We start from the raw sequence: 25448 nt of genomic DNA on the forward strand, positions 1-25448 counted from the left end.
GTGGGTGCACCATCCGCACCACGACGTTGACGACGGGAGCTCGCCATGCGGTCCACCCTCGAGCTGCTGCCCGCCGCCGCGTGCGAGCCGCTCGCCCGGCTCGACCGGTCCCGGCTGGGCGACGCGTTCGAGCTGGCCTGTCTGGTGCGGGCGACGTCGCTGACGCCGGACGGGGGAGTGCGGGTGGGTCATCCGCGTCGCCCGGCCACGCCGGCCGGGACGGTCGAGTTCAGCGCCGAGCACGCCGCCCGCCGGATGGGGCAGCTGATGCGGGCGCTGGACCTGCCGTACGCCCACGAGACCGCCGAGGCGGGGCTGCGCCGCCGGTACCTGCTGCACCGGGTCAGCGTGCCGGGCACGCACCGTGGCGCTTACCTGGAGATCGGCGAGAGCGCCTGGCGGCAGGGGCGGGCGGCGGTGCTGAGCACGGCCCTGGTCGGCCACTCCGCGCCCGCGCACGCCGAGCGGCTGCGCCTGGCCGGTTCCGCGTGGCGCGGCGTGCTGCTGGCCGCCGGCCGCCACATGCGCAAACACATCCTGGGCGTACGCGTCATCGACCAGGACCTGGCCGCGATCCTGGTCCGGGGCGCACACCTGCTCGGGGCGCAGGCCGCCCTGTCCCGCCAGGCCGGCAGCCTGCTGGTCAGCGTCCCCGCCGGCACCGCCCACCGCGTCCTGCACGGCGCGGGCATCCTGCACTGAGCATCGCGCTCGTCGATTCGGCCCGGCGTCTCCTGCCGACGTTCGGACGCGGCCAGCCGTGCCCGGGTGGTCCCGCCGCTGGGGAGGGCCAGCTCGGCGGCTGCCGTTCCGGTGCGTAGTCCGATAAGATGGCTTTGTCGCAGTCGCCGTTGGCGCGGTTCGACCCTTGATCCGTTTTTGTGGACGCTGGACGTCGCCATGGCAGCACCCAGCGTCCACAAAAACGGATCAAGAGCCCGCGCCCCGGCCCGCCGATGGACGGCGCGACCGGGGTCTGTCGTACGTCGGCTCAGCTGTCGGCATAAAAACGGCAGGCGCGAATTCCGTCAGGCTAGCCTGACGGAATGACCACGCCTGACGAGCTCGAACGCGAGCACACCCTCCAGACGGCCGTCACCCGCTACAACGACCTGCGCATGCGCGAGGCGCTCGGCGAGGTCGGCCTCACCGTCGAAGAATCGCTTCAGGCACTGGCGCTCGGGGAGCTGATCATCCGCAAGGCCGGATACGGCCGGCAGTTGTCGGTGCGCGGCGCGCGCAGTGCCGGGGCCTCCTGGGCGCAGATCGGCGCCGCGCTGGGCATGACGCGCCAATCAGCCTGGGAGGCACACACCCGCTGGATCAACTACCAGGCCGAGCAGTTCCGCACCACCGGCGTCGCAGGTTTCGACGCCGAGCAGGAGGCGCAGGCCCGGGACCTGGCCGGCGACGGCGACTGATGCCGGCCCGCCGGACAGGGTGCGGGAGCGCCGGTCGCGGCGGGCCGCGGCGCGCGTCGGGTAGGTTCTGCGCCGTGGTCCGTCTGCGAATGCCGTCGGCCGCCGCGCTGGTCGTGGCGGTCCTGCTCGGCATGGGCGCGTGCACCGAGCCCACGCCGGAGCCGGTGCACCTGGACATCGCGACCGGCAGCCGCACCGGCGTCTACTACGTCTTCGGCGAGGCGTACAGGACGATCATCAATCGGGAGCTGCCGCACGTGCGGGCCAACGTGCTGGTGACCACGGCCTCGGCGGAGAACGTACGGCTCGTCGGCAGCGGCCAGGTGCAGCTCGGTTTCACCCAGGCCGACATCCTGCCCACCACCGGCAACCAGGTGCGCGCCGTGGCACGCGTCTACGACGACCTGCTGCACCTGGTGGTACGCGCCGACGGCCCGGTGCGCCGGCTCGCCGACCTGCGCGGCCGTACCGTCTCGGTCGGCGCGCCCGGATCGGGTACCGCGATCACCGCGAACCGCCTGCTGGACGTCGCCGAACTGTCCGGCGACCAGGTGAAGGTCAGCCAGCTCGGCCTGGACGCGTCGGCGCAGGCGCTGGCCGACGGCGAGATCGACGCGTTCTTCTTCTCCGGCGGCCCGCCGGTCAAGGCTGTCGAGCAGCTGGTCGACGCGATGCCGATCCGGCTCGTCGAGCTCGGTGAGTGGACCGAGCCGCTGCGGGTCCGCTACAGCGAGGTCTACGTCAGCCGCGACATCCCGTCGTCCGTCTACGGGCTGGACCCGATCAGCACCGTCGCCGACCCGAACTACCTCGTGGTCGGCGCGGACATGCCCGACGACCTGGTGTACGAGCTGACCCGGCTGCTCATGCAGTACCGCGACGAGCTCGGGGTCGCCCACCCGGCGGCGGGGCGCCTCAACCCGCAGTCGGCCATCGCAACCGCCCCCCTGCCCCTCCACCCGGGCGCAGCCCGCTACTACCAATCAATCAAGCCCTGACACCCACCCCGGGCCCCGCGCCCCGCGCAACTCTTAATGACTCGCGGCCTTGGGCCGTGTCTGAGGCCGCGAGTCGTTAAGAGTTGCGGCAGAGGGCTGGGTCGGCCCGGTTGCCGGTCAGCGGTCGGCGGGGACTGTGTCGGCCTGTTCGACCTGGTGGATGAGCTGCTTGAGGTGGGCGATCTCGGTGCGCAGGGCGGCCTCGCCGGTGGCGGTGAGGGTGACCCAGGTGCGGGGGCGCTTGCCCTCGTACCCCTTCTCGATCCGGATCAGCTCGGCCTTCTCCAGCACGGTCAGGTGCTGTCCGAGGTTGCCGGCGGTCAGCTGCAGGGTCTCGCGCAGGAAGCCGAACTCCACCTGGCGGGCCTGGTGCGTGATGGCCATGATGCCCAGCCGGACGCGCTGGTGGACGACGTCGTCGAGGCCGTTGGCCGGATGTGCGGTCGTCACGCCTCGACCTCGGAGGCCCGCCGGAACAGCGCGAACACGGCGGACCCGAGCAGCAGAACCACCGCCGGGACGAGCAGGTGCGGCAGGAAGAACCACCGCGATGACGACTGGATGACCTGAGCGCCCATGATCGCCACGATAGCCAGCAGCACGACGCTGTACGCCAGCAGTGCCCAGTGCCGCTCCACCCAGGCGAGCACCAGCAGGGCCAGCCCGATCACGGCGACGGGACTGGCCAGCCCGTTGACTACCCACGCGGCGGGTCCGACCTCGATGTCGGCGGGCGAGGACGGGTCGGCGGGCACCGGGATGAGCGGGTGGAACGTCAGCCAGCTGGACACGGCCGTCATCAGCACGGCCAGCGCGACGCCGACGGTGATGTAGGGGCGGATCGGGGTGCCCAGGCCGCGCCGCCGGGACTGCCTGACGTAGAAGCCCGCGATCACCGCGTACGCGATGGTGAGCGCGACGGTCCAGTACGCGAGTTCGGCCGGGTTGGGTGCAGGGCAGACCCGGTACTCGGGACCGGTCTGGCACGCGTCGAAGACGTCCCAGTAGGGGGCGTACCGGTACACGGGAATCGCGAGGAGGGTGACCGTCGCGAGGACCAGCAGCGGGAACCAGGTCCCGCGCTGGGCGACACGGACCTGGCGCGTCAGGTCGCGCACCGACGCCAGCAGCTCTTGCGGACTGTTCGCCTGAGGAACGGACTCGTGTGTCATGCAGTTAGCTTTGCATTACAGACCAGTCCGCGCAAGAGAGCTTTACCGGTTCTCGCAAGTCGCACCGTCCAAGCCGGGCAGCCACACCCGGGCGTCCAGGCCGCGCTGGCCCGCGTGGGTCATGGCAAGCTTGCCGCCGGACGCGTCGACGAGCACGGCCGCGATGGTCAGGCCCAGCCCGGAGCCGTCGATGTTCTGCGCGTCCGGGGCCCGCCAGAAGCGTTCGGTGGCCTGGTCGAGCTGGGCGTCGGTCATGCCGGGACCGTCGTCGCGCACGTGCACCGCGATCCCGTCGTCGGCGGTCCGCACCTCCACCTCGACCCGGCCGCCCGGCCCGCTGAACTTGACCGCGTTGTCGATCAGCGCGTCCAGGGTCTGGTCGAGCGCGGTCGGCACGACGTGCACCAGCGCCACCGGCGGCCCGACGGTCAGCGTGAGGGTGGTGCCGTGGTGCCGGGCCAGCGGTTCCCACGCCGCTACCCGCGACTCGGCGACCGCGACCGCGTCGATGGTGACCAGCTGGTGCCGGCCGCGTTCGGCGCGGGCCAGGGTGAGCAGCCCGTCGAGCACCGTCGCCAGCCGGTCGGTCTCCTCCAGGGCGAGCCGGTGCTCGCTGCGGCCGTCGTCGTCGGCCAGACTCGGCCCGAGCTCCTCGACACGCAGCCGCAGCGCGGTGAGCGGGTTGCGCAGCTGGTGGCTGGCGTGGGCGACGAAGGCGCGCTGGCGTTCCATGGCGTCGGCCACGGCGTACGCCATGTCGTTGAAACTGCGCGTGAGCCGCCGCAGCTCCGGCGGGCCGGCCTGGTCGGAGATCCGGGTGTTGCCGTCGCCCGCGGCGACGTCGTGGGTCATCGCGTCGAGCACGGTGACCGGGCGCAGCACCCAGTTGGCCAGGCTACGCGCGGTGAGCACGCAGGCCAGCGCGGCGAGCAGGCCGATGCCGCCCAGCGCCAGCCACCAGAAGGTCACCGCGTCGCGGACCCGGTCGGCGGGCGACACGATGATCACCATGCCGAGGACCTCGCCGTTGTCGTTGACCGGCACGGCGACCACGATCGGATCGCCGGTCCAGGGCAGCACCGACTCCGCCGAGCTGTACTGCTGCCCGGCCAGCGCGGCGCGCACGGCGGCCTCGCCGCGAGCCGGTTCGAGGTGGTAGCTCACCGAGCGGACGAAGGTGTGCCGGTCGCGGTCGAGGACGGCCGCGCCGATGCCGTACAGCTCGTCGTAGCGGGCCAGCTCGTCGCGGACCGTGCCGACGGTGTCGGTGCGCAGGCCGGGGCGGGCCAGGGCGGCGAAGCGGGTCGCGTCGGCCAGCCGGTCGGCGCGGACCAGGTCGGATTCGCGGCTGGCCAGGGTGAGTGCCAGCGGGATCTCCAGGGCCAGCAGGACCAGCGTCATCAGCAGCAGGTAGCTGGCGGCCAGGCGTTGGCGCACGGCTACTCGCCGCGCAGCCGGTAGCCGACGCCGCGCACCGATTCGATGAGCCGCGGGTCGCCGAGCTTGCCGCGCAGGGAGCCGACGTGCACCTCGACGGTGTGCCGGGCGACCCAGGTGGTCTGCCAGGCGTCGAGCAGGATGCGGTCGCGGGTGATGACCAGGCCGGGGTGGCGGGCCAGCGACAGCAGGATGTCGAACTCCTTGCGGGTCAGCGCGACGTCGTTGCCGTCGACGGTGACGGCGCGGGCGGGCACGTCGATGCGCACCCGGCCGGCCACGATCACCATCAGCTCGGGGGAGGCGTACGACGCCCGGCGCAGCACCGCCTCGATGCGCGCCTGCAGCTCGACCATGGAGAACGGCTTGACCACGTAGTCGTCCGCGCCGACGCGCAGCCCGACCACCCGGTCGCGCTCCTCGCCGCGGGCGGTGACCGCGATGATGCCCAGCTGGGGGCTGCGGGCGCGCAGGGTGCGGCACACGTCGAGGCCGTCGCCGTCGGGCAGGGACAGGTCGAGCAGCACCAGATCGCAGGGGGCGGCGGACAGGGCCGCGGCGGCGGTGGCGGCGTGCTCGACGTCGTACCCGCGGCGGGTCAGCGCGGCGCTCATCGCGGTGGCGACCCGCAGATCGTCCTCGACCAGCAGGATGCGCAACTGACCTCCCCTCCACGCCCGTGTGGCCTTCGATGATGCGTTACGCCCGCACCCGGCTGCCAGCGGGGCCGGTCCGCATCGATTGATGCCTTGACTTGGATCGGCGCCGGTGGTTGACTCGAAATGTATTTAAGAAAGTTTCCTAATCATTCGTGCGTCCGTCCGGCCGGGGGAGAAGGCCGCCGGGCGCAGGTCGTCGCCGGTCCGTCGGTGGGGCGCGGCGACGGCCGTTCCGGCGATCGTCGCGCGCCGTGCCGCAGCGACGACCGCCGGGTGTGCCGGGCACCCGGGCGGAGCATGGTGTGTCATGCGCCCGGGTGCCCGGGGCGTACGGTTTGCCGGTGACCCAGAACCCCATCAGGTATGCCGTCGTCGGGCGCGGCTGGCGCGCGCAGTTCTTCTTCAAGCTGGCCGAGTTGATGCCCGAGCGGTTCACGGTGACCGGCGTGATGACCCGCTCCGTCGAGGCCGCCGCCGAGGTGTCCGGACGCTGGCGGCTGCCCGTCACCCAGGACCTCGGCGACCTGCTGCGCACCGGCGACCCGGAGTACGTCATCACCTCGGTGCCGTGGGGCGTGAACCCCGGCCTGGTCGAGACGCTGGTGGAGCGCGGCCTGCCGGTCCTGTCGGAGACCCCGCCCGCCCCGGACCTCGACGGCCTGCGCAAGCTCTGGACACAGGTCGGCAAGGCCGAGAAGGTCCAGGTCGCCGAGCAGTACCTGCTGCTGCCCGACCACGCGGCCCGGCTCGCGGTGCTGCGGTCCGGCGTCATCGGCGAGCGCACCTCGGCGCAGGTGTCGTCCACGCACGGCTACCACGCGGTGTCGATGCTGCGCGGCATGCTCGACGTCGGCATGGGCCCGGCGAGTGTGCACGCCCGCACCTTCACCGCGCCGCTGGCCGACCCGATGAGCCCGGCCGGCTGGCGTGACGACGCCACCCCGAAGCCCGCCGTGAACACCCTGGCCACCATCGACTTCGGCGGCAAGAGCGGCCTGTACGACTTCACCGACAACCAGTGGTGGAACCAGTTGCGCACCCGGCGCATCGTGGTCCGCGGCAGCCTCGGCGAGCTGGTCGACGACCGCGTGGTGCGGCTGCAGGGCACCCGGACCGTGCTGGAGTCGGAGCTGCGCCGCCGCCAGACCGGCCGCGACCTCAACCTCGAAGGCTTCGACCTGGACCACATCAGCTTCGACGGCGCGGTCGTCTACACCAACCCCTACCCGGGCGTGCGGCTGTCCGACGAGGAGATCGCCATCGCGACCCTCCTGGAGGCGACCGGCCGCTGGGCGCGCGGCGAGGCCGAGCAGCCCTACCCCCTGGCCCAGGCCTGCCAGGACCACCTGATCAGCCTCGCCATCGACGAGTCCGCCCGCACCGGCCGGACCGTCGACGTCGGTGCCGAACCCTGGCAGTGACTCGACGCCTGCGGGTCAGGCGGGGAATTTCTCGCCGGTGAGCTGGGCGCACGCGGCGAGCAGGCGCTCCTGGGCGGCGAGGTCGTAGGCGGCGGCGTTGGCGCGCAGGTCCTGGCGGCGTTTGAGGTAGCGGCCGCTGAAGCCGACCTCGGCGGGGTCGGCGGTGGCCAGCCACACCTGCGTCTCGGCTCCGTCGGCGAGTTCGTCCGTGGCGTTCGGGCCGCCCATCCGGGTCTTGATCCAGCCGGGGTCGACGGCGTTGCTCAGCACCGCCGGGAACAGCCGTGCCACCGCGAACGCCAGCAGCACGTCGTGCAGCTTCGAGTCGCTGTAGGCCTGCATGCCGCTCCATGCCTTGCGCTCGAACTGCAGGTCGTCGAAGTCGGCCCGGCCGGCTGCCTCCAGGCCGGAGGTCAGGTACACCAGCCGCTGCGGCAGCGGCATCAGGGCCGTCAGCAGGTACGGGGCGAGCACGTTGACGGCGAAGGTGCGTTCGATGCCGTCCTCGGTGAGTTCCCGCCGGGCGGCCGAGCCCACCCCGACATTGTGGATCACCGCGTCGTACGGCCCGTGCGCGTTCGCCGCCGCGGCCAGCGACCGGGTCTGCGCCAGCGACGACACGTCGCCGACGAGCACCGCGGCGGCATCCGGCACCGCGTCGCGGGTCTGCGCGGCGCGCTGCTCGTTGCGGGCGTGCAGCACCACCCGGTGCCCGAGGGCGAGCAGTTCGCGCGCCGTGTGCAGGCCGATGCCGTCGGCCGAACCGGTGACCAGAACGCTGCTCATGCGGGGCGCCTTTCCGATGGTGGATCTCCGGCGGCCAACCCTACGCCGGAGGGCCCGCGGCGGCGAATCGCACTCCTTGCGTCGGAGGTCGAGATCGTATCCGTCCGGATCGGATTCCAGTGGTAACGAACGTAATTCGCATTGGTCCGCAGGCGTCCCTCGAATGATTGCCAACTTCCGACACATCGGCAGTGTTACCGCTGGTTGTCGCTAGATTGGCCTTCACTTCACACTGATGAGGGAACGCATGCGCATTCTGCACATCATCGCCACGCCCCGGGGTTCCGAATCCCATTCGCTTCGTGTTTCCGAGGCGTTTCTCCAAGGCGTGCGCGAGCAGTCCGGCGACGTCACCGTCGACGTCGTCGACCTGTACCGCCAGGACCTTCCGGCGGTGGCCGGTGACAACATCGAGGCGAAGTACACGCTGATGGTGGGCCGCCCGATCGACCGGAGCCATCAGGAGTCGTGGCGGCAGATCGAGTCGCTGATCGAGCACTTCGTCTCCGCCGACGTTTACCTGATCACCGCGCCGATGTGGAACTTCGGCGTGCCCTACGCGCTGAAGTACTACATCGACTGCCTCGTGCAGCCCGGATACCTGTTCCGGTACGACGAGACGGGCCAGGTCGTGCCGATGGTCAACGGCAAGCGCATGGTCTGCGTGACCTCCCGCGGCGCGGACTACTCCGCGGGCTCCTACCTGCACTCGTACGACTTCCAGGAGCCGTACCTGCGGGCGATCTTCGGGTTCGTCGGCATCACCGACCTGCAGTTCATCCACGCCCAGCCGATGGACATCACCCCGCACCAGCGCGAGGCCGCCCTGACCGGGGCCGTCGCGCAGGCCCGCGATCTGGGCCGGGGCTTCCTCTCGCCGGCCGTCGGCGTGCCGGCCTAAGCCCTGACCCTCCGTCCCGGGGACCCGTGCTCGCGGCTGGGTCCCCGGGACGATTCGCTACACGCGCGTGAAGCGCACGGCGTCGGCGACGACGTAGCCGGTGCCGGTGGTCCACCGGCTCACCCCGACCTTGTCGCCGTCACCGGCGGCGAGCGTGAAGACGCCCAGCGAGATCCACTGGCCGCCGTTGACGCGCTGGTCGACGGTCACCGACTGGTTGCCGCCGGTGGTGGCGACGATGAACGGGGTCGCGTTGTTGTAGCCGGCGTTGGCGGGATACCAGATCGCGACCTCGTACGACGCGGTCTGCGGGATGTTCACCCGGAACCAGGCCGGGTCGCTGGCCGCGACCGGGTCGGCGAAGCGGTAGTCGGCGCCGTAGCGCTGTGCGGAGAACGCCGAGGTGCCCCAGTTCGCGCTGGCGGTGAACCCGCCGGCGGTGGTGTTGTCCACGACGGCGCTCCACGACGTCGGCGGCGGCTCCTCCGAGACGGTCGTCGACACGTCGAGGTAGTTGCGGTCGATGTTGATCTGCACCCCGCCCCAGGTCTCCTGCACCTCCCCGGCGTACTGGTGCAGCCGCCGGTGGTTGGTGTAGAAGGCGTCGTCGCAGTACGGGCCGCCGTCGGTGTCGGCCACGCCGTTCCACCACGCGATCCAGAGGTGGTCCAGGCGCGTGTAGCGGGAGTCGTGGTAGGCGCTGCAGACGTCGGTGATGCCCGACGAACCGCTGGAGTACATGCCGGACAGGTAACCGCGCGCGTGCAGCTGCAGCGTCCACCCGGACAGGTACGACAGCACCGCGTCCTTGCACGAGGCGTTCGACGGGTAGTGCTCGATGTCGTTGTAGATCGCGCTGCCCGCGGGGATGCCCAGCGCCTGGGCGGCGCTGACCGCGCTGTTCGCGGCCGTCGCGCCCTGCGACCGGGCGGTGGCGGGGTCGGCGGACATCTTCGGCAGCCGGGTGCCGCACGGTGCCTGCCGGCCGAGCTCGATCGGGATCAGCCGCCAGCCGTTGTTGGTCTGGTTGGTCACCCAGTTCGCGGTCAGGTTGGGCTGCGAGCAGGACCGGCTCCCGCCGCTGATGTAGATGCCGATGGCCCGGTACGGCGAGCTGTTGCGCCACGCGTTCATGGTCGACTGGGACGGGGCGGCGCAGGTGTCGAAGCCCTTGCCGGTGTAGACGCCCGGCTGCGGCCCGGCCGCCGCCAGCGGTGCCGCGCCGGTGGCGGTCCTGGTGGACGCCGCGGTGGTGAGCAGGCTGTCGGCGGCGGGCCTGGCGTCGCGGCCGAGCTTCGCAGAGCCGAGGATGCGGCGTACGGCGTCCTCGGTGTCGGGGGTGTGCGCGGCGGTGACCAGCACGCCCGCGCCGCGTACGGCGACCTGGATGGCGTCGTCGCGGGATGCGGCGCCGGCCGCGACCGCCGTGCCGGGCGCGGTGACCGCGGTCTGCGGGGTGAGGCGGGCGGCGGAGACGGCGTCCATCGGCTCGATGACCAGGGCCGCGGTGCGCCCGACCAGATCGGCGGGACAGGCCGACTGGTCGCCCGGGTGTCCGAGATAGACGGTGGGCCGGTCGAACCGCACGCACGCCTGCGGATCGGCGGTCAGGTCGACGACCTGCCACGAGGCCGGCACGGTGACGCGGTATCCGTGGTAGCCGACGATCCGGCCGCCCTCGGCGACGGCGTCCGCGGGCTTGGCCCACGCCGCCGCGGCCGCCAGAGACGAACCGGCGACCGCGATGGACATCGCGGCCAGGACGGCTGGACCTGCTAAGACCTTTCTCATGCGAGCCTCCGGGGGTGTGAAGGAATTTTCAGCTGAGACATCGATGTGTGGAGAATTCCTACCACGTATTCATGACCGCCGCTAGAGCGGGCAGGTGGCGGAAGTGTGTCGAAGTGGCGAAATTTGACATGCAGCCAGTCGGCTGCCTATCGTCGCAACATGCAGCCGGACGGCTGCATGTTGGGGTGGCGATGGACGACGTGTTCAAGGCGCTGGCGGACCCGAGCCGCCGCGCCCTGCTGGACAGCCTCAACGCCCGCAACGGGCAGACCCTGCGCGAGCTGTGCGCCGGGCTGGACATGGCCCGGCAGTCGGTGAGCAAGCACCTGGCGGTGCTGGAGGAGGCCAACCTCGTCACCATCGTGTGGCGGGGCCGGGAGAAGCAGCACTTCCTCAACGCCGAGCCGATCAACGCCATCGCCGACCGCTGGATCGACCGCTACCACCGCGGGCGGGTGCACGCCCTCGCGGACCTGAAGACGGCATTGGAGCACCAGGACATGGACGAGTTCGTCTACACCACGTACATCCGGACCACGCCGCAGAAGCTGTGGCAGGCGATCACCGACCCGGCCTTCACCAGCCGGTACTGGCAGGTCACCTTCGACACCGACTGGCAGGTCGGCTCGACGATGACCTGGGAGCGGCTCGGCGTGGTCATGGCCGACCCGGCGCAGGTCGTGCTGGAGGCAGACCCCTACCGGCGGCTGGCCTACACCTTCCACACCTTCACGCCGGAGTTCGCCAAGTCCGTCGACATGGACGAGGAGCTTCGGCAGCAGCTCGCGGCCGAGCAGCGCTCGAAGGTCAGCTTCGACCTGGAGCCGGTCGGCGACCTCGTCAAGCTCACCGTCGTACACGACGGGTTCGCGCCCGGCAGCGCGCTGCCCGGCATGGTCAGCCAGGGCTGGCCGCACCTGCTCTCGGACCTGAAGACCCTGCTGGAGACCGGCCGCACGATGGCCGAGTGAGCGGACAGCGGGCCTCGTGCGTGTGGGCTACCGTGCGGGCGGTGACCGACACCCCGCTCGTCCCCGACGCCCCGGCGAAGCTGTCGCAACGGGACCGGCACCTCGTGGCCGCGTTCGCCGCGAAGGGTCGCCCGCACCCCGATCCGGCCATGGCCGCGGCAGCGGTGGCGCAGGTGCGTCGGCTGAACCGGCGCGACCGGACCCTCCGGCACCTGCTCCAAGGGGCGGGCACGGTCTCGTTCTTCGGGAGCATTCTTGCGCTGCTGATCGCCGGAGGTGAGGTCAGAGACGCGCCCTGGTGGCTGGTGCTGCTGTTTCTTCCGGCGGTGCCAGGCGTGCTGATTCTCATGGAGGTGTGGGAGCCCGGCGGGCGGCGCCGCAGACTGCGACCCCACCTGGAGTCACTGAACCTGCGGATGCTGCTGGAACTCGCCGAGCCGTGCCCGGCCGGGCCGGTGACGATCAGGCGTCATCGCGGACTGCGCGCGTGGTGGCCGGTGCTGGTGCCGGCTGTCGCGGTGGTCGGCTGGTCGACATGGCGCAGCCTGCACGTGCCGGCAAACGTCATGGAGGGCCTGCAGAACTTCGCGGCCGGCTTGATCGCGTGGACCCTGATAATGCTGCTTGCCGCGATCGGCCGGCTCACGCAGTGGTGGCGTGGCGCGCCCCCCGAGTCGGCCGACGCGGCGACGCCGATCACCATCGACGCGTCGGGTCTTCGCTTCCGGTCGCTGCCGGGTGTCATCGCCTGGTCCGAGGTGAGCGCCGTCGACCTGCTCGGACCCACGATGGCCGAGCCGGAGGCGCCGGTGGCGGTGCGCTGGTCGCTGCACGGCCGCGATCCGATCATCATCAAGGCGGACGACATGGCCCAGCCACCGGAGACGGCCATTCGGGCGATCTGGGCATACCGCCCGGACCTGCGGTGGCGACCCGTGGACGCGAGCTGACTCCGTCGACGGCGGAGGTCATCGCCGTCGTGGCGGCGACGTCCGCAGCCAGTCGGCGATGAGGTCGGCGATGACGGCGGCGGCGGTGTCGTTGAGGTGGATGTGGTCGGTCAGCAGGGTCAGGCCGTTGGCCGCCGAGATGTCGTTCCAGCTGCGGCGCAGCACCAGGTGCTGGAACGTGGTCCGGATCGCCAGGCCCAGCCTGCCCTCGTACGGCGGCGGCCGGCGCCCCGGCGGCAGCAGCGCGGTCAGCCGCTCGTACAGCGGCAGGCACGGCACCCCGCGCCCCTCCGCGACCTGGCGCAGGACCGCGTTGTATTCGCGGACCCGCTGGTTCGTCGTGCTCGACAGGTCCTCGCCCAGGGGCGGCAGGTCGAGCACGGCCAGCCGCGCCGAGGTGCCGTTCTGCAGCCGGTCCAGGATCGCGTCGACGTTCTCCCGGTACCACTCCAGGTCCGGCGTCCGGGGTAGGCGCTGCTGCCTGCGGTAGTGCCGGGCCCAGCGCGCGTCGTAGGTGGCGTTGACGTCGTTCGTGCCGACCAGCAGGGTGACCGCGTCGGGCCGGCACGCGATGACCTCGTCCAGCCGGCGGCGTACGTTCCAGGCGAGGTTGCCGTCCACCCCGGCGTTGACGAACCGGTAGCCGGCCGGGCCGAGCCGGTCGTGCAGCAGGCTGACGTAGTCCGCGCTGGCCAGGCCGCGGGTGATGCTGTCGCCTGCGCACACGACCTCGGTGGGGGCTCCGGCCGGGCGGCGGTCGGGCGGTGCGCCGTTCGGGGCGACGGGCGTGGCGCGGCGCTTCACCCAGGACATGAGACCCACGGCGGCCTGCCTCCTCGCGGCTGCCGGGCCCGCCCCGGCGGTGGTCCATGAACGTTAACAAGCCGCCGGCCCGGCCATGGCCAGTCCCACCTTTTCATTGACAGAACCACATGCGACGGTTAGCGTTCGGCGCTACTGGCAGCAAACTTTACAGTTTGGAGAGACCGTGCGCCGCCTCCTCCTGCTCGCCGTGCTGGCCTGCGCCGCGGTGTCCGTCCCGGTGGGCGGCGCGGCCGCCGCCGGCGTGAACCTGGTCGCCAACCCGGGCTTCGAGGAGGCCCGCCACGGCGACCACTCCACGGTATGGGCCTGGGACTGCGAACCCGGGACGAGCCAGACCGGCGCGGCACGCAGCGGCTCCTGGGCGCTGACCGCCGCACCCACCAGCGGCAGCACGGGCCGCTGCGCGCAGACGATCCCGGTCCAGCCGGGCGGGGTCTACACCCTGTCGGCCTGGGTACGCGGCGGCTATGCCTTCCTCGGCCACGACCACGGGGTGGCCTGGACCCCGCCGAGCGCCGACTGGGCCCGGCTCACCACCGGCTTCACCGCCACGAGCGACACGGTCACCGTCTACCTGCACGGCTGGTACGCCCAGGACGCCTTCACCGCCGACGACATCGTGCTGACCGGACCGGACAGTGCCGTGCGCGTCCCCGCCGCGCCTGCCGCGCCGACCGTCGGCGAGTCCACCAGCCACTCGGTGAAGCTCGCCTGGATCGGGGTGCCGGGGGCGACCGGCTACCGGATCCACCGCGACGGCGTGTGCCTGCGCTCGGTGACGTCCACGTCGGCGGTGGTCGACGGCCTCACGCCCGGCACGGCGTACACCTTCCACGTCACCGCGGTGAACACGGCCGGTGAGTCCGTGCCGGGCGCGCCGGTGTCGGCGAACACGGCCCCGCCGTACGGCCAGGTCCCGCCGCCGACCCGGATGCTCGTCGGCACCCCGCAGGCCTACCAGGTGTTCCTGGCGTGGGAGGCGGTCATGGCCGCCACCGACGGCTACCGCGTCTACCGCGACGGCGTCCTGATCGGCTGGTCCTACGGACCCGCGTTCACCGTCACCGGGCTGCGACACGGCACGCTGTACACCTTCGAGGTCACCGCCCTCAACTCCGCCGGCGAATCCGCGAGGTCCCAGCCGGTCCAGGTGATGACCTGGCAGGTCCCCTAACGGGCGCCGCGCTGCGCGTTCAGGTCGACGAGCAGCCGGTCCGGGTCGGCGCCGACGATCGGCGTGAACAGGCTCGTGCCCAGCCTGCGTACGGTGCGCTGGTAGCGCAGGATGCGCCAGAAGCCGTAGAAGCGCCCGGCCGTCTCCCGCTCCTGCGCGCGCTTGTCCTCGCCCGGGTCGCGCGGCGTGACGCACAGCATCCACACACCGCTGTCGCGCTGCACGGCCAGCTTCTTCACGTGCGGCCAGGGCAGGTGCAGCGCGGGCTGCAGGACGCCGTTCGGCCGCAGGAACAGGCCGTGGTCATCCGCGCCGAGCAGCGGCGAGCGCACCTTGGCCGCCTCGTCCAGGCACGTCACCACGTAGTGCAGGCCGACCATGGCCAGCAGGACCACCGTCACCAGCCAGGACCGGATCGCGATCAGGCACAGGACGGCGGCGACGGGCAGGTGCACGGTCAGCAGCCTGCGCCGGGTCACCTGCAGGGCGTAGGCGAGCCGGTTGCTGCGCAGCAGCACCGGGAGGTCGTCTGGCACGCGCCCGTGCAGGCTGGGGGTGTGCAGGGTGCCGTGGCGGTCGGTCGAGGAGCTCATCAGCGGGCGACGCTAGCAGGCCCGCGCCAGCAGCATGCCGCGCGGCGTCTGCTCGCCGGGCTGCGCCTTGCGGCTGGCCTGCGCGAACACGTCGAAGCCCGCTTCGGTGACGAACTCGGCCATGCGATCGACCGGGCGGAAGTGGTAGTTCAGCGTGAACGTGTGCCCGAACGCCTCGGTGCGCAGCCGGTGCTCGTCGAGGTTCTGGAAGATCAGCAGCAGGTGCCCGCCCTCGGCGAGCGCGCGCCGGAACCCGGCGAGCACCGCGGGCAGCTCGCCGTCCGGGATGTGGATCAGGGAGTACTGCGCGCTGATCCCGGCGAGTGCGCCGTCGGCGACGTCCAGGGCCGTCATCGTGCCCTCGTCGAAGCGCAGTCGCGGAAACCGGCTGCGGGCCAGCGCGAGCATGCCGGGGGACAGGTCGATGCCGCGTACCTCCAGGCCCAGCGCGGCCAGGTGTGCCGTGCCGGGGCCGGTGCCGCAGCCGACGTCCAGGGTCGGGCCGCCGCCGCCGGCCAGCACGAGATCGGCGTACGCGGCCATCATCGCCCGCTCGATCGGGATGCCCGCCAGCTCGTCCCTGAACTGCTCGTCATAGGCCGCGGCGATGGTGTCGTACGCGGCCCGCGTGTCATGGAGGAAAGACGGCTCGGTCACGGCCGCCCACCCTACGCGCCACCCCCCGAAGCGAAGGAAGGGCACCTTCTTAACGGACGTCCGTGTAGAAGGTGCCCTTCCTTGCTTTTCTGCCGCGGTGGGCGGTCATCGGCGGCCGGGCGGGGCGGATACGATGCGCCGCATGACGCAGACGGCCCGAGTGCCGCGCCCCCGCCAGGCGCTCGCCGAACCCGCCCCGCCGTCCGAACCCGCCACCGGGATACCCGACGTAGTGCGACGCCGGCTGTCGCCGCTCGCGCTGGACCCGTACGCCTGGCCGGCGGCGCTGTTCGTCACCCTGCTGGCGGGCCTGCTGCGCCTGAACAACCTGGCCAGCCCGCCTGGCAAGATGTTCGACGAGACCTACTACGCCACCGACGCCCACTGGCTGTGGGAGAAGGGCTTCGAGTGGAACGAGAAGGAGAACACGACCGGCTACGTCGTGCACCCTCCGCTCGGTAAGTGGATCATCGGGCTCGGTGAGCAGATCTTCGGCTACAACGAGCTCGGCTGGCGCATCTCCGCCGCCGTGTTCGGCACCCTCTCGGTGCTGATGCTCACCCGCATCGCCATGCGGATGTTCGGCTCGGTCATCCTCGGCTGCGCCGCGGGCCTGCTGATGGCCTTCGACGGGATGCACTTCGTGCTGTCGCGGGTCGCGATGCTCGACATCTTCCTGATGTTCTTCGTCCTGGCCGCGTTCGGCGCGCTGGTGCTCGACCGCGACCAGCGTCGCGCCCGCTGGCTGCGCTTCGTGGCCGCCGGCGGCGATCCGACTGCCAAGGGGCGGCGCAGCCGCCCGCCGGGGGAGGTGCCGTGGTGGCGGCTGGCCGCGGCGGTGCTGTTCGGATGCGCGCTCGCGGTCAAGTGGTCGGCGCTGGCGTTCGCGCCGGTGTTAGTGCTGCTGGTGCTGTGGTGGGAGGTCGGCGCGCGGCGCAGTGCCGGGGTGCGCCGCCCGATCCGCGACACGATCCTCGACGAGACCGGCTGGGTGCTGGCCGGCCTGCCGCTGACCGCGGGCGTGTACCTGGCGAGCTGGGCCGGCTGGCTGTCCACCGACGGCGGCTACGCCCGGCACTGGCTGCGCGACAGCGGCCAGGACGAGACGCCGTTCCTCGGCGCGCTGCGCAACCTGGCGCAGTACCACGAACTCGCGTACGGCTCGCACCAGGCGATCACCGAGGCGCACAGCTACCAGTCGGTCGGCGAGTGGGCCCCGATCCAGTGGCTGCTGCTGGGCCGCCCGGTGCTGTTCTACCGCAGCGACGCCCCGCTCTGCGGCGCCGACAAGTGCAACGCCGACGTGCTCCTGCTCGGCACACCGCTGCTGTGGTGGGCGTTCCTGCCCGCGCTGCTGGCCGCGATCTGGTTCGGCATCGCCCGCCGTGACTGGCGGGCCGGGGCGGTGCTGGCGATGACCGCCGCGGCGCTGGTGCCGTGGTTCTTCTTCCCGGCCCGCACGATGTTCTACTTCTACGCCCTGCCCGCCGAGCCGTTCCTGATCCTGGCCGTGGTGTTCGTGCTCGGCGCGGCGATGACCCCGCCGCCGGGCCGGCCGCCGAACCCCGACCGGCAGCTGTACGGCGCGGTCATGGCGGGCACGTTCGTGCTGCTGGTCGCGGTCGTGTTCGCGTACTACCACCCGCTGTACACGGGCGGCTCGCTGCCGTACGAGGACTGGAGCCGCCGCATCCTGCTCGGCAACCTGTGGATCTGATCAGTACTTCTCCATCAGCGCCCGGACGTTCAGCACGTACTGCGCGTTCGGGTACCACACCTCGTCGCCGTCGTTGATCTCCTTGTCGACGGCGCCCTGCCCGAAGTTGTACGCCGAGATGACCGCGTTGAGCAGGCACCACTCCTTGCTGTCGGCGACGTTCGGGTCGCGGCGGCAGTCGTCCTCGCGCAGCGTGTAATCCGGCGTGCAGGCCGGGGCCGGCGACACCGCCGGGTCCGGCTCCTCGCAGCCGATGCCGTACTTCATCGCGAAGTAGCGGATCAGCCACTGCAGGTACGCCGAGCCGAGCATCGTGTTGCCCTTGAGCGTGTTCACGTCCTCGTCGAGGGTGAACGGCGAGTCGTCGTTGAGCCACGTCGCGGTGCTCGGCATGACCTGCATGGTGCCGATGCCGCCGTCACACGCGATGATGGCCGACTGCCAGCCGCTCTCCTGCTCCGCCACCGCTTTGATCAGTTTCGGCGGCAGGGTGACCTGCGAGACGGTCCAGAACTTGCGGGCCGCGGCGGCCTCCAGCGCCACCTCGACGTCGGCCTTCGGCGCGTTGGCGCCCTTGAAGGTCGGGCACTTGACGCCGGGTGAGGGCGACGCCGGCTTGGGCGCGGGCGGCGGCGGGCCGGGCAGGTCCACCTTCGTCGGGCTCGGCTTGGGCTTGGGCTTCGGCTTGGGCGACTTCGACGGCGACGGCTTGACCGACGGCGACGGGCTCGGCGACGCCTCGGGCGACTCCGCCGGCTCGGACAGGTCACCGGTCTCGAACACCGCGCTCGGCCGCGGCTCGGCGGTGGCGGCTGGATCGTCGCCGCGGTTCAGCACCAGAATCGCGGTGGCCAGCACCGCGGCGACGACGGTGAAGGTGCCGACGACGGCATGCGTACGCGTGAAGCGCATTGGTTCTCCTCCCCAGGGATCCCAAGGCGGCCGAGCCTAGTGCACCTCGTGGTGGGGCGTGTGCCCGCGCCCGCGCGTTGCCCCGGGCGTGCTCGCCTGGGGAGGGCTACGCTCAGCGGGTGGCCAGGTATTTCGACGTGCACCCGGACAACCCGCAGGCCCGCTCCATCCGCCAGGTCGTCGACATCGTGCGGGAGGGCGGGCTGATCGCCTACCCGACCGACTCGTGCTTCGCCTTCGGCTGCAAGCTGGGCGACAAGAACGGGCTCGACCGCATCCGCGACATCCGCAAGCTCGACGAGCGGCACCACTTCACCCTGGTGTGCCGAGACTTCGCCCAGCTCGGCCAGTTCGTGAAGATAGACAACTCGGTGTTCCGGCTGATCAAGGCGGCGACCCCGGGCAGCTACACGTTCATCCTGCCCGCGCTGCGCGAGGTGCCGCGCCGCATGCTGCACCCGAAGAAGCACACCGTCGGCGTACGCATCCCCGACCACCCGGTGGCCCAGGCCCTGCTGGCCGAACTCGGCGAGCCGCTGGTCTCCAGCACCCTGCTGCTGCCCGGCGACACCGAGCCGATGACCCAGGGCTGGGAGATCAAGGAGCGCCTGGACCACCAGATCGACGCCGTCATCGACTCCGGCGACTGCGGCACCGAGCCCACCACCGTCGTCGACCTCTCCGAGGGCGAGCCGGAGATCCTCCGCGTCGGCGCCGGCGACCCCAGCCGCTTCGAGTGAGCCCGGAGCGGCTCACCGTCAGCGCAGGGTCAGCGCGGTCTCGGACTCGATGCGGGACAGCTTCTCCGGGTTGCGGACGTAGTAGATGCCGGTGACGCGGGCGTCCTCGATCCGCAGCGCGGCGACGCCGTCGACCTCCCCGTCGAGGCGGAACAGCAGCGCCGGGTTGCCGTTGACCACGACCGGTTCGGTGGTGAGCGTGCCGCCGACCTTCTGCATGCTCCCGACGAACAGGCGGATCGCCTTGTCCGCCCCGACGACCGGCTGCAGCGCGGCCAGCTTGCGACCGCCGCCGTCACTGACCACGACGACCTCGGGCGCGAGCACGCCGAGCAGGGCTTGCAGGTCGCTGGTCTCGACCGCGCGCTGGAACGCCTCCAGCGCGGCCCGCCGCTCGCCCGCGGAGACCACCTTGCGGGGGCGGCGGGCGTCGACGTGCCGGCGGGCGCGGTGGGCGATCTGGCGTACGGCCGCCGGGCTCTTGTCGACGGCCTCGGCGATCTCGTCGTAGCCGACGTCGAACGCCTCATGCAGCACGAACACGGCCCGCTCGGTCGGCGTGAGCGTCTCCAGGACGAGCATCAGCGCCATCGACACGCTCTCGGCCAGCTCGACGTCGTCGGCCGTGTCGGGCGCGGTGAGCAGCGGCTCGGGCAGCCACGGGCCGACGTAGGCCTCCCGGCGCCGCTGCAGGGTGCGCAGCCGGTTGAGCGACTGCCTGGTGGTGATCCGGATCAGGTAGGCGCGCTGGTCGCGTATCTGATCCAGATCGACCTTCACCCAGCGCAGCCAGGTCTCCTGCAGCACGTCCTCCGCGTCGGCCGCCGACCCGAGGATCTCGTAGGCGACGGTGAACAGCAGATTCCGGTGGGCGACGAAGGCCTCGGTGGCCGGGTCAGCGGCGTGCTCGCTCATCACACCCTCCTCAGGCCGTCCGGCCGGGCACGGCCTCGCCGGGCCTGGCGGGCAGCGACTTGCGGCGGTCGCGGTCCTTGAACCACAGGTTGAGCATGCCGGGGTGGCGCGCCTCCTGCGACAGCTGCCAGACGGTGCTCTTGCACACGCCCTCCTTCAGCATCGCCAGAGGCCGCCCGCTCAGCAGGAACGCCTTCGTCACGGAGTCGTCCCGCCGGGCGTACTGGACGATTCCCGCGCGGCGGCCCAGGCTGATGCACTGGCCGAAGAACCCGACGTTGAAGTCGGCGGGCCGCTTGCCCGCGATCCGGGCCAGCACCGTCTCGCCCGCCTGCGGGCCGATCTGCATCGCCGACTGGCAGCTCATCCGCACCGGCAGGTCCGACGGTGCCGCCGAGTCCCCGGCCGCCACGATCCGGGGGTCGTCGACGCTGGTCAGCGTCTCGTCGGTGCGCAGGCGCCCCAGGGCGTCCGTGCTCAGCCCGCTGCGGGCGGCCAGATCGGGGACGGAGAATCCCGCGGTCCAGATCGTCACCGCGCTCGGCAGCTCGCGGCCGTCGGCGAGCCGGACCGCGTCCCGCGTCACCTCGGTCACCGTCGCGCCACCGCCCTCCAGCACCGTGACACCGAGCGCGGCGAGCCGCTCGGCGACCGCCTGCCGGGCGTGCGGGTGCAGGTAGGCCCCGAGCGTCCGGCCGCATACGAGGGTCACGGTGCGGCCCTGCTCGGCCAGCTCGGAGGCGGTTTCGATCCCGGTCGACCCGCCGCCCACCACCGTCAGCGCGGCCGCCGCCGGTGCGGCGGCGACGACCGGCCGCAGCCGCAGCGCCTCCTCCAGGGTGGAGATCTGGTAGGCGTGCTCGGCCGCGCCGGGCACGGTCGGGTCGGCGCTGCCGCTGCCCACGGCGTAGATCAGGTAGTCGTAGGCGAGGACGCCGCCGCTCGCCGTGGTCACGCGGCGGCCGGGGGCGTCGATCCGGGTCACGGTGTCGACCACGAACCGGACACCGCGGGCCAGAATCCGCTGGTAGTCGACGAGCGCGTCGTCCGACCCGCCGACGAGCTGGTGCAGGCGGATGCGCTCGACGAACTGCGCACGCGGGTTGATCAGGGTCACTGTCACGCCCTCGCGCCGGGTCAGGCGGTTGGCCGCCATCACGCCCGCGTATCCGCCGCCGATCACGACGACCTCGGTGTTCCTGGCCATTGGGGTTCTCCTTCGTCTCCAAGGTGCGGCCTCAAGACACCGCGCGTCCGGCGGTTTGTGACGTTCGGTGAGGCAGGTCACTCGCTGAGCGACGAGGTGAGCGGCAGCCGGACCCGGCGTCGCCACCGTCGCGGGCCTTCGAACTAGGCTGCCGCCCATGGATCAAGGCTCTGGCAGCGGCGGCACGATCACACTGTGGCGCGCCACGGCTCAGGCGGAGCTCGATCTCGTGGCAACGGCCGGCTGGCGGGCCTGGCCGGCATCCTTCGCGGATCGGCCCTTCGAGGTGCACCTCGAGCGCCGGCCGGCTGAACTCGTCGCGCGGACCTCCCTGGCCGCGACGGCCGGAGTCGGCTACGTCACCTCGTTCGAGGTGCGGTCGGCGTTCGTCGAGCACTGCCTGGGCCACCGCATCGGATCAGGAAGCGATGCCTGGTACAGCCTGCCGGAGGCGGAGGTCGCCGGCCTCAACGAGAACCTCGTGAGTGTGATCATCGAGCAGGCCGAGTACCGCGCCGCCCTGGACGATCGGGAGTTCGCGGACGCCCGGGCCGCGGCTCTGCCGTCGGCATGGCGCGGGTACCTGCAGCGCTCGGCATGGTTCAGGCGCGGTTGGCAGCCGACCGGCTGCTATCTCTGGCTCTACCCGCCCCGTGAAGGCATCGAGCTGGCCGAGGCGTGGGGCGAGGACGCCGTGGGCGCACACCCGGGCATCGCGATCATCGGCGGGAACGGCTCCCGCGAGCACCTTGCCATAGACCTGCGCAAAGACGACCCGCCGGTCCTGCTCGTCGATGCGTACGCGAGCGAGGGCTGGGCGGACGCGCTCGTGCAGGCGAACAGCGTCGCGGAGTTCACCGGCCGGGTGGAGGCGGGCAGCTTCGACTTCAGCTGGGACTAGTGCACCTTCGCACGCCTGGGGCATGACAAGCCGGCACTGACGCGCTGCTCCAGGCGTTTAGCCGGATCGACGTGAGCGAGGTGTTCGACCCGGCCCGCCCCAGCAGCGTGTGAAGGCCGGGCCCTCACCGGCCCGAGGCGTCGTCCTTGATCAGCGGTTTGGCGAACCAGTGGCGGGCGTACGGGTTGTCGTTGTATGCCGGGATCTCGTGGTAGCCGGAGCTGCGGTAGAGCTGGATCGCCTCGGTGAGGCTGTCGTTGGTGTCCAGCCGCACGAGGTCGGCCCCGGCGTCCGCCGCCCGGCGTTCCAGTTCGCGCACGATCCGGCGGCCCAGGCCGAGCCCGCGTACCGACGGCGACACCCACACCCGCTTGATCTCCGCGGGCTCGCCGGGGACCAGGCGCAGCCCGCCGCAGCCGACCGGCTCGCCGGACAGCGTGGCGACCAGGAACAGCCCGGTCGGCGGCACCAGGTCGTCGTCGCCGACACCCGGGTCGAAGCCGTCCTCGAATCGCTGCGCCAGCTCCCGCGTGTACGCGCGCAGGCACGCCCGCGCCGCCGGTTCGCCGGGATGGCAGTCCCGCAGCTCCACCAGTGAGGCCATGAGCAGCCGTTCGACCTCGGTCATCGCGGCGGCCAGGCGGGTGCGCTGGCTGTCGCTGAGCGGTTCGAGGATCGACCAGGCCAGCTCGTCCGACAGCCGGTCGAGCACGTCCCACTCGGCCCGGCCTGCGGAGGTGAGCTGTGCGACGCGTACCCGGCCGTCCCCGGGGGCGGAGTTCACCGTGATCAAGCCGTCGCCTTCGAGGGTGCGCAGCAGCCGGCTCAGGTGTCCGGCGTCGAGGCCGAGCCGGGTGCGCAGGGCGGCGATCTCGGCTCCGGCGGGTCCGACTTCCCAGAGCAGGCGCGCCTGCGCCAGCGGCCGGTCGCGGGTCAGGTAGCCGTCGTCGAGCGCGCCGACGCGCTGCGTGACGGTCCGGTTGAAGCGGCGGACGGTGTCCACCAGGCGCTCGCCCATATACCTGACTTTAGTCAAGCAATCCGGCGCGCGCCACCGTCGACGGCGGACAGCGGGCGCGACTGTGCCGACCCGGCCGGGCGACGGAACCGCCTTGTCCGATGCCGTCGCCCATGACCCGCGCCCGGTCAGGCCGTGGCGGCCTTCTTGCGGGCCGTGCGGATCCAGCCGTACGCGGTGTGCCGGGGCACGTCGTAGTGGTCGGCGATGACGCTCGCGCTGTCGCCGGCCTGGCGCAGCACCTGCTCGAAGTCCTCGGGCAGCTTGCGGTAGCTGCGGCTGCCCGCGCTCGGGCGGCCGCTGTCCGGAGTGGACGACGCGGCCTTCTTCGCCGTCGCCTTCGCCGGGGACGCCTTCTTCTCCCGCACCGCGGCCGCGGTGCTGCGCGCGGACGCCTTGGCGCGCACCGCCTTCGCCGCACCTGCCTTGGACGCGGCAGGCTTGCGCGCGTCGGCCTTGGCAGGCTTCACCACGGCCGCCTTCGCCGCGACGGGCGCGGCCGGCTTGGCCGCGGTGCGCTTGCGGGCTGCCGGCTTCGCGGCGACGGGTTCGACCGCAGCGGGGGCCTGCATCTCCAGCTCGCCGGGTGCCGACGCGGGCACGGCCAGGGTGCTCGGGGCCGGCTTGGCCGGTGCGGCGGCCGGGGTGCTTCCCGACGTCGCCGCGAGCACCGCGGTGACGAGCTGGTTCAGGTCGAGCACGGGCAGGTCGCCGGGCACCAGGCTGCCGCCGGAGCCGGGGGACAGGCGCAGCTCGCGGACCGTGGCCACCTCGCCGTCGAGGTCCAGCCGGATCGTCGTGACGGCCTGTGCCGGGTCGTCAGGCGTGATGGTGACGGTATATGTGGTCATGCGTGCGGCCTCCATGCCTGACGCCGCCGGCGTGCGTCCCCGTCGCGCGCGTCGGCTCTGGCCGTGAGAATTGTTCGCGCCAAGGTACTGCACGAACGGCATACCGCAAAATCACTTGGGACGTCAATGCGGCCCTGCCTGGTGTTCCCGCGCCGGGATTAGAATCGGTGCCATGGTGCGTACCCCACTGACCGAGGACGAGCGCCGGCGCGGGCTCGCCCTGGGCCGTACGCTGCAGCAGGCGCGCGGCAACCGCAGCGCGGCCGAGGTCGCCCTGCTGGCCGGCATCTCCCTCGACACCCTGCGCAAGATCGAGCAGGGCGTGATCGCCACACCGGCGTTCTTCACCGTCGCCGCCCTGGCCAACGTGCTGGACCTCGACCTCAACACGCTCGCCGCGGAACTCGCGCTGCCCGTATGAGAGCCGAATGAACCCGGCTCCGTTCCCGATTCCCGCCGACCACATCTGTTTCATAGCCGCGGTCAATCCGCGTGACGTCGCGGCCGGTTACCTCGACGGCTGGATCGACGCTGCGGCCGCGAAACGCCTGGTGTTCCTGCGTCGCTGCGACCTCAGGCGCGAAGCCGGGGAGTTCGTCCTGCTCGACAACTGGGCGGCGGGCTCGCCCGAGTTCGTCGAGCTGGCCGGACTGATCGTCGCGGGCTGGGGCGAGGACCCCGAGTTCTGGTGGTACGCGGCTGTCAGCTGGGCGTTCACCATGGCCGCCGTTGAACGGGACCGGATGCTGGGACAGCTCGCCGAAACGTACGCCGACGATCGGCTCGCCCAGGTGGCCGCCGATCCGGACGGCCACGGCGCCGCATGGATCGCCGAAGGCCGAGAAACTTATCTGCTCGGCCGTGCGCGCAGCGGCGAGGGCTTGAACTGGGACGACGATTCGGCGTTGATGGGCACCGACCGGCCCGAGGAGATCGACGAGGCCCTGCAACGCGGCGAGCGGCTGCTCGGGGTGGCCGTGATCGGGCTGTCGCTGACCCATCCCGACGCCCGGCAGATCCTGCCCCGCATCGCCGACGTGCTCGCAGCCGCCATGGCCGCCGGTGACCGCGAACTGTGCCGCCAGGCCGTGCTGGCGCTCGGGCACACCGGCCGCCTGCACGGCGTCACCGACGCCCGCTGCCTGGAACTGCTGCGACAGCAGCCGCGCGGCAACACCGCCGACGACGACCTGTGGAGCTACGTGCCGCACCGTGAACTGCCCTGGTGGTTGTGGCGGCACCACCTGCCGGGAACCCTGCGGTGGTATCTGTGGTGGCGCTGGGTTTATCGGTTCGAGGATGGGGCCGACTGGGTGCGGGAGCGCCTGCGCCGCCGGAACCTTCGCAGCGGATCTCGCACCGGCGGTGTGCGGCCTGGTCGGACGGGGCATGCGGACCAATCGATGGGGTGATGCGGGTCCGCCGGGATCT

At 71.9% G+C, this 25448-nt stretch carries 27 protein-coding genes; 13 read left to right on the forward strand and 14 right to left on the reverse strand.

Annotated features, from left to right (window positions below; genetic code table 11):
- Window positions 1-45: 45 nt before the first annotated feature.
- The 3 genes from Cco03nite_RS02895 (at window position 46) to Cco03nite_RS02905 (ending at window position 2419) form a co-directional block, all read left to right on the forward strand.
- Window positions 46-702 (forward strand): hypothetical protein, encoded by a 657-nt coding sequence (locus Cco03nite_RS02895; protein ID WP_239167066.1) that lies wholly within the window; start codon window positions 46-48, stop codon window positions 700-702.
- 344 nt (window positions 703-1046) lie between these two features.
- A complete protein-coding gene (locus Cco03nite_RS02900) occupies window positions 1047-1421 on the forward strand; it encodes a hypothetical protein (protein ID WP_239167067.1) in 375 nt (124 codons plus the stop codon).
- 89 nt (window positions 1422-1510) lie between these two features.
- Window positions 1511-2419 carry a TAXI family TRAP transporter solute-binding subunit gene (locus tag Cco03nite_RS02905; RefSeq protein WP_203688489.1) on the forward strand — a complete coding sequence of 303 codons (909 nt, stop codon included), beginning with the start codon at window positions 1511-1513 and terminating at the stop codon, window positions 2417-2419.
- 117 nt (window positions 2420-2536) lie between these two features.
- On the opposite strand, the gene Cco03nite_RS02910 is transcribed toward Cco03nite_RS02905, so the two are convergent.
- From Cco03nite_RS02910 to Cco03nite_RS02925, 4 genes are read right to left on the reverse strand one after another with little or no spacing between them, the layout of a single operon-like run.
- Entirely contained in the window at window positions 2537-2869 is a 333-nt protein-coding gene (locus Cco03nite_RS02910) for a winged helix-turn-helix domain-containing protein (protein ID WP_275412001.1), read from the reverse strand.
- Window positions 2866-3591 carry a hypothetical protein gene (locus Cco03nite_RS02915; protein WP_203688343.1) on the reverse strand — a complete coding sequence of 242 codons (726 nt, stop codon included), beginning with the start codon at window positions 3589-3591 and terminating at the stop codon, window positions 2866-2868. Before Cco03nite_RS02915 ends, Cco03nite_RS02910 begins: the two co-directional genes overlap by 4 nt.
- 42 nt (window positions 3592-3633) lie before the next feature.
- Window positions 3634-5028: a sensor histidine kinase gene (locus Cco03nite_RS02920; protein WP_203688344.1), complete on the reverse strand. Its 1395-nt coding sequence runs from the start codon at window positions 5026-5028 to the stop codon at window positions 3634-3636.
- Window positions 5029-5030: 2 nt separating this feature from the next.
- Window positions 5031-5687: a response regulator transcription factor gene (locus Cco03nite_RS02925; RefSeq protein ID WP_203688345.1), complete on the reverse strand. Its 657-nt coding sequence runs from the start codon at window positions 5685-5687 to the stop codon at window positions 5031-5033.
- A gap of 341 nt (window positions 5688-6028) precedes the next feature.
- Here Cco03nite_RS02925 and Cco03nite_RS02930 point away from each other — a divergent pair, with 341 nt between their 5' ends.
- Complete coding sequence (locus tag Cco03nite_RS02930) at window positions 6029-7108, forward strand: Gfo/Idh/MocA family protein (RefSeq protein ID WP_239167068.1); 1080 nt, start codon at window positions 6029-6031, stop codon at window positions 7106-7108.
- A gap of 15 nt (window positions 7109-7123) precedes the next feature.
- Here Cco03nite_RS02930 and Cco03nite_RS02935 read toward each other — a convergent pair whose 3' ends face one another.
- Window positions 7124-7894, reverse strand: a complete 771-nt coding sequence (locus tag Cco03nite_RS02935; protein WP_203688346.1) for an SDR family NAD(P)-dependent oxidoreductase — start codon at window positions 7892-7894, stop codon at window positions 7124-7126.
- A gap of 235 nt (window positions 7895-8129) precedes the next feature.
- On the opposite strand from Cco03nite_RS02935, the gene Cco03nite_RS02940 reads away from it, so the two are divergent.
- Window positions 8130-8795, forward strand: a complete 666-nt coding sequence (locus Cco03nite_RS02940; RefSeq protein ID WP_203688347.1) for an FMN-dependent NADH-azoreductase — start codon at window positions 8130-8132, stop codon at window positions 8793-8795.
- Between the two features lie 57 nt (window positions 8796-8852).
- Here Cco03nite_RS02940 and Cco03nite_RS02945 read toward each other — a convergent pair whose 3' ends face one another.
- Entirely contained in the window at window positions 8853-10586 is a 1734-nt protein-coding gene (locus tag Cco03nite_RS02945) for a glycoside hydrolase domain-containing protein (RefSeq protein WP_203688348.1), read from the reverse strand.
- 191 nt (window positions 10587-10777) lie between these two features.
- On the opposite strand from Cco03nite_RS02945, the gene Cco03nite_RS02950 reads away from it, so the two are divergent.
- Both Cco03nite_RS02950 and Cco03nite_RS02955 read left to right on the forward strand, forming a co-directional pair.
- Window positions 10778-11557: an ArsR/SmtB family transcription factor gene (locus tag Cco03nite_RS02950; RefSeq protein ID WP_203688349.1), complete on the forward strand. Its 780-nt coding sequence runs from the start codon at window positions 10778-10780 to the stop codon at window positions 11555-11557.
- A gap of 104 nt (window positions 11558-11661) precedes the next feature.
- Window positions 11662-12507: a hypothetical protein gene (locus Cco03nite_RS02955; RefSeq protein WP_203688350.1), complete on the forward strand. Its 846-nt coding sequence runs from the start codon at window positions 11662-11664 to the stop codon at window positions 12505-12507.
- Between the two features lie 18 nt (window positions 12508-12525).
- Here Cco03nite_RS02955 and Cco03nite_RS02960 read toward each other — a convergent pair whose 3' ends face one another.
- A complete protein-coding gene (locus Cco03nite_RS02960; RefSeq protein WP_239167085.1) occupies window positions 12526-13320 on the reverse strand; it encodes an SGNH/GDSL hydrolase family protein in 795 nt (264 codons plus the stop codon).
- A 175-nt stretch (window positions 13321-13495) separates the two neighbouring features.
- Between Cco03nite_RS02960 and Cco03nite_RS02965 the strand changes: the two genes are divergently transcribed.
- Window positions 13496-14506 carry a fibronectin type III domain-containing protein gene (locus Cco03nite_RS02965; protein ID WP_203688352.1) on the forward strand — a complete coding sequence of 337 codons (1011 nt, stop codon included), beginning with the start codon at window positions 13496-13498 and terminating at the stop codon, window positions 14504-14506.
- On the opposite strand, the gene Cco03nite_RS02970 is transcribed toward Cco03nite_RS02965, so the two are convergent.
- Together Cco03nite_RS02970 and Cco03nite_RS02975 are read right to left on the reverse strand one after the other, a co-directional pair.
- Window positions 14503-15099, reverse strand: coding sequence for a hypothetical protein (locus Cco03nite_RS02970; RefSeq protein ID WP_203688353.1), 597 nt, complete (start codon window positions 15097-15099; stop codon window positions 14503-14505). The two genes, Cco03nite_RS02965 and Cco03nite_RS02970, sit on opposite strands and share 4 nt — an antisense overlap.
- Window positions 15100-15111: 12 nt before the next feature.
- Entirely contained in the window at window positions 15112-15756 is a 645-nt protein-coding gene (locus tag Cco03nite_RS02975) for a class I SAM-dependent DNA methyltransferase (RefSeq protein ID WP_203688354.1), read from the reverse strand.
- Window positions 15757-15898: 142 nt separating this feature from the next.
- Here Cco03nite_RS02975 and Cco03nite_RS02980 point away from each other — a divergent pair, with 142 nt between their 5' ends.
- The gene (locus Cco03nite_RS02980) at window positions 15899-17473 is read left to right on the forward strand and encodes a dolichyl-phosphate-mannose--protein mannosyltransferase (RefSeq protein ID WP_203688355.1); all 1575 of its coding nucleotides are present in this window, start codon (window positions 15899-15901) and stop codon (window positions 17471-17473) included.
- Here Cco03nite_RS02980 and Cco03nite_RS02985 read toward each other — a convergent pair whose 3' ends face one another.
- Window positions 17474-18385 carry a transglycosylase SLT domain-containing protein gene (locus Cco03nite_RS02985; protein ID WP_203688356.1) on the reverse strand — a complete coding sequence of 304 codons (912 nt, stop codon included), beginning with the start codon at window positions 18383-18385 and terminating at the stop codon, window positions 17474-17476.
- Window positions 18386-18504: 119 nt separating this feature from the next.
- Between Cco03nite_RS02985 and Cco03nite_RS02990 the strand changes: the two genes are divergently transcribed.
- Complete coding sequence (locus tag Cco03nite_RS02990) at window positions 18505-19125, forward strand: L-threonylcarbamoyladenylate synthase (protein ID WP_203688357.1); 621 nt, start codon at window positions 18505-18507, stop codon at window positions 19123-19125.
- An 18-nt stretch (window positions 19126-19143) separates the two neighbouring features.
- Here the strand turns inward: Cco03nite_RS02990 and Cco03nite_RS02995 are convergent, their stop codons facing one another.
- Both Cco03nite_RS02995 and Cco03nite_RS03000 read right to left on the reverse strand, forming a co-directional pair.
- Complete coding sequence (locus Cco03nite_RS02995; protein WP_203688358.1) at window positions 19144-20040, reverse strand: RNA polymerase sigma-70 factor; 897 nt, start codon at window positions 20038-20040, stop codon at window positions 19144-19146.
- A 10-nt stretch (window positions 20041-20050) separates the two neighbouring features.
- Window positions 20051-21247: an NAD(P)/FAD-dependent oxidoreductase gene (locus tag Cco03nite_RS03000; RefSeq protein ID WP_203688359.1), complete on the reverse strand. Its 1197-nt coding sequence runs from the start codon at window positions 21245-21247 to the stop codon at window positions 20051-20053.
- A gap of 157 nt (window positions 21248-21404) precedes the next feature.
- Between Cco03nite_RS03000 and Cco03nite_RS03005 the strand changes: the two genes are divergently transcribed.
- Window positions 21405-22148 carry a hypothetical protein gene (locus Cco03nite_RS03005; protein WP_203688360.1) on the forward strand — a complete coding sequence of 248 codons (744 nt, stop codon included), beginning with the start codon at window positions 21405-21407 and terminating at the stop codon, window positions 22146-22148.
- A gap of 124 nt (window positions 22149-22272) precedes the next feature.
- On the opposite strand, the gene Cco03nite_RS03010 is transcribed toward Cco03nite_RS03005, so the two are convergent.
- Both Cco03nite_RS03010 and Cco03nite_RS03015 read right to left on the reverse strand, forming a co-directional pair.
- On the reverse strand, window positions 22273-23166 hold the full coding sequence (locus Cco03nite_RS03010; RefSeq protein ID WP_203688361.1) for a bifunctional helix-turn-helix transcriptional regulator/GNAT family N-acetyltransferase: 894 nt from the start codon (window positions 23164-23166) through the stop codon (window positions 22273-22275).
- A gap of 128 nt (window positions 23167-23294) precedes the next feature.
- The gene (locus Cco03nite_RS03015; RefSeq protein ID WP_203688362.1) at window positions 23295-24017 is read right to left on the reverse strand and encodes a hypothetical protein; all 723 of its coding nucleotides are present in this window, start codon (window positions 24015-24017) and stop codon (window positions 23295-23297) included.
- Between the two features lie 172 nt (window positions 24018-24189).
- On the opposite strand from Cco03nite_RS03015, the gene Cco03nite_RS03020 reads away from it, so the two are divergent.
- Both Cco03nite_RS03020 and Cco03nite_RS03025 read left to right on the forward strand, forming a co-directional pair.
- On the forward strand, window positions 24190-24438 hold the full coding sequence (locus Cco03nite_RS03020; RefSeq protein WP_203688363.1) for a helix-turn-helix domain-containing protein: 249 nt from the start codon (window positions 24190-24192) through the stop codon (window positions 24436-24438).
- Between the two features lie 7 nt (window positions 24439-24445).
- The gene (locus Cco03nite_RS03025; RefSeq protein ID WP_203688364.1) at window positions 24446-25429 is read left to right on the forward strand and encodes a hypothetical protein; all 984 of its coding nucleotides are present in this window, start codon (window positions 24446-24448) and stop codon (window positions 25427-25429) included.
- The last annotated feature ends 19 nt before the right edge of the window (window positions 25430-25448 follow it).

Origin of the sequence: Catellatospora coxensis, from assembly GCF_016862635.1 — a bacterium.
GTDB classification, from domain to species: domain Bacteria; phylum Actinomycetota; class Actinomycetes; order Mycobacteriales; family Micromonosporaceae; genus Catellatospora; species Catellatospora coxensis.

Coding starts and splice junctions, on each gene's coding strand:
- Cco03nite_RS02895 (WP_239167066.1), top strand. CDS start 46: ATGCGGTCCACCCTCGAGCTGCTGCCCGCCGCCGCGTGCGAGCCGCTC.
- Cco03nite_RS02900 (WP_239167067.1), top strand. CDS start 1,047: ATGACCACGCCTGACGAGCTCGAACGCGAGCACACCCTCCAGACGGCC.
- Cco03nite_RS02905 (WP_203688489.1), top strand. CDS start 1,511: ATGCCGTCGGCCGCCGCGCTGGTCGTGGCGGTCCTGCTCGGCATGGGC.
- Cco03nite_RS02915 (WP_203688343.1), bottom strand. CDS start 3,591: ATGACACACGAGTCCGTTCCTCAGGCGAACAGTCCGCAAGAGCTGCTG.
- Cco03nite_RS02935 (WP_203688346.1), bottom strand. CDS start 7,894: ATGAGCAGCGTTCTGGTCACCGGTTCGGCCGACGGCATCGGCCTGCAC.
- Cco03nite_RS02940 (WP_203688347.1), top strand. CDS start 8,130: ATGAGGGAACGCATGCGCATTCTGCACATCATCGCCACGCCCCGGGGT.
- Cco03nite_RS02945 (WP_203688348.1), bottom strand. CDS start 10,586: ATGAGAAAGGTCTTAGCAGGTCCAGCCGTCCTGGCCGCGATGTCCATC.
- Cco03nite_RS02950 (WP_203688349.1), top strand. CDS start 10,778: ATGGACGACGTGTTCAAGGCGCTGGCGGACCCGAGCCGCCGCGCCCTG.
- Cco03nite_RS02960 (WP_239167085.1), bottom strand. CDS start 13,320: ATGTCCTGGGTGAAGCGCCGCGCCACGCCCGTCGCCCCGAACGGCGCA.
- Cco03nite_RS02970 (WP_203688353.1), bottom strand. CDS start 15,099: ATGAGCTCCTCGACCGACCGCCACGGCACCCTGCACACCCCCAGCCTG.
- Cco03nite_RS02980 (WP_203688355.1), top strand. CDS start 15,899: ATGACGCAGACGGCCCGAGTGCCGCGCCCCCGCCAGGCGCTCGCCGAA.
- Cco03nite_RS02985 (WP_203688356.1), bottom strand. CDS start 18,385: ATGCGCTTCACGCGTACGCATGCCGTCGTCGGCACCTTCACCGTCGTC.
- Cco03nite_RS02995 (WP_203688358.1), bottom strand. CDS start 20,040: ATGAGCGAGCACGCCGCTGACCCGGCCACCGAGGCCTTCGTCGCCCAC.
- Cco03nite_RS03000 (WP_203688359.1), bottom strand. CDS start 21,247: ATGGCCAGGAACACCGAGGTCGTCGTGATCGGCGGCGGATACGCGGGC.
- Cco03nite_RS03005 (WP_203688360.1), top strand. CDS start 21,405: ATGGATCAAGGCTCTGGCAGCGGCGGCACGATCACACTGTGGCGCGCC.
- Cco03nite_RS03010 (WP_203688361.1), bottom strand. CDS start 23,166: ATGGGCGAGCGCCTGGTGGACACCGTCCGCCGCTTCAACCGGACCGTC.
- Cco03nite_RS03015 (WP_203688362.1), bottom strand. CDS start 24,017: ATGACCACATATACCGTCACCATCACGCCTGACGACCCGGCACAGGCC.
- Cco03nite_RS03020 (WP_203688363.1), top strand. CDS start 24,190: ATGGTGCGTACCCCACTGACCGAGGACGAGCGCCGGCGCGGGCTCGCC.
- Cco03nite_RS03025 (WP_203688364.1), top strand. CDS start 24,446: ATGAACCCGGCTCCGTTCCCGATTCCCGCCGACCACATCTGTTTCATA.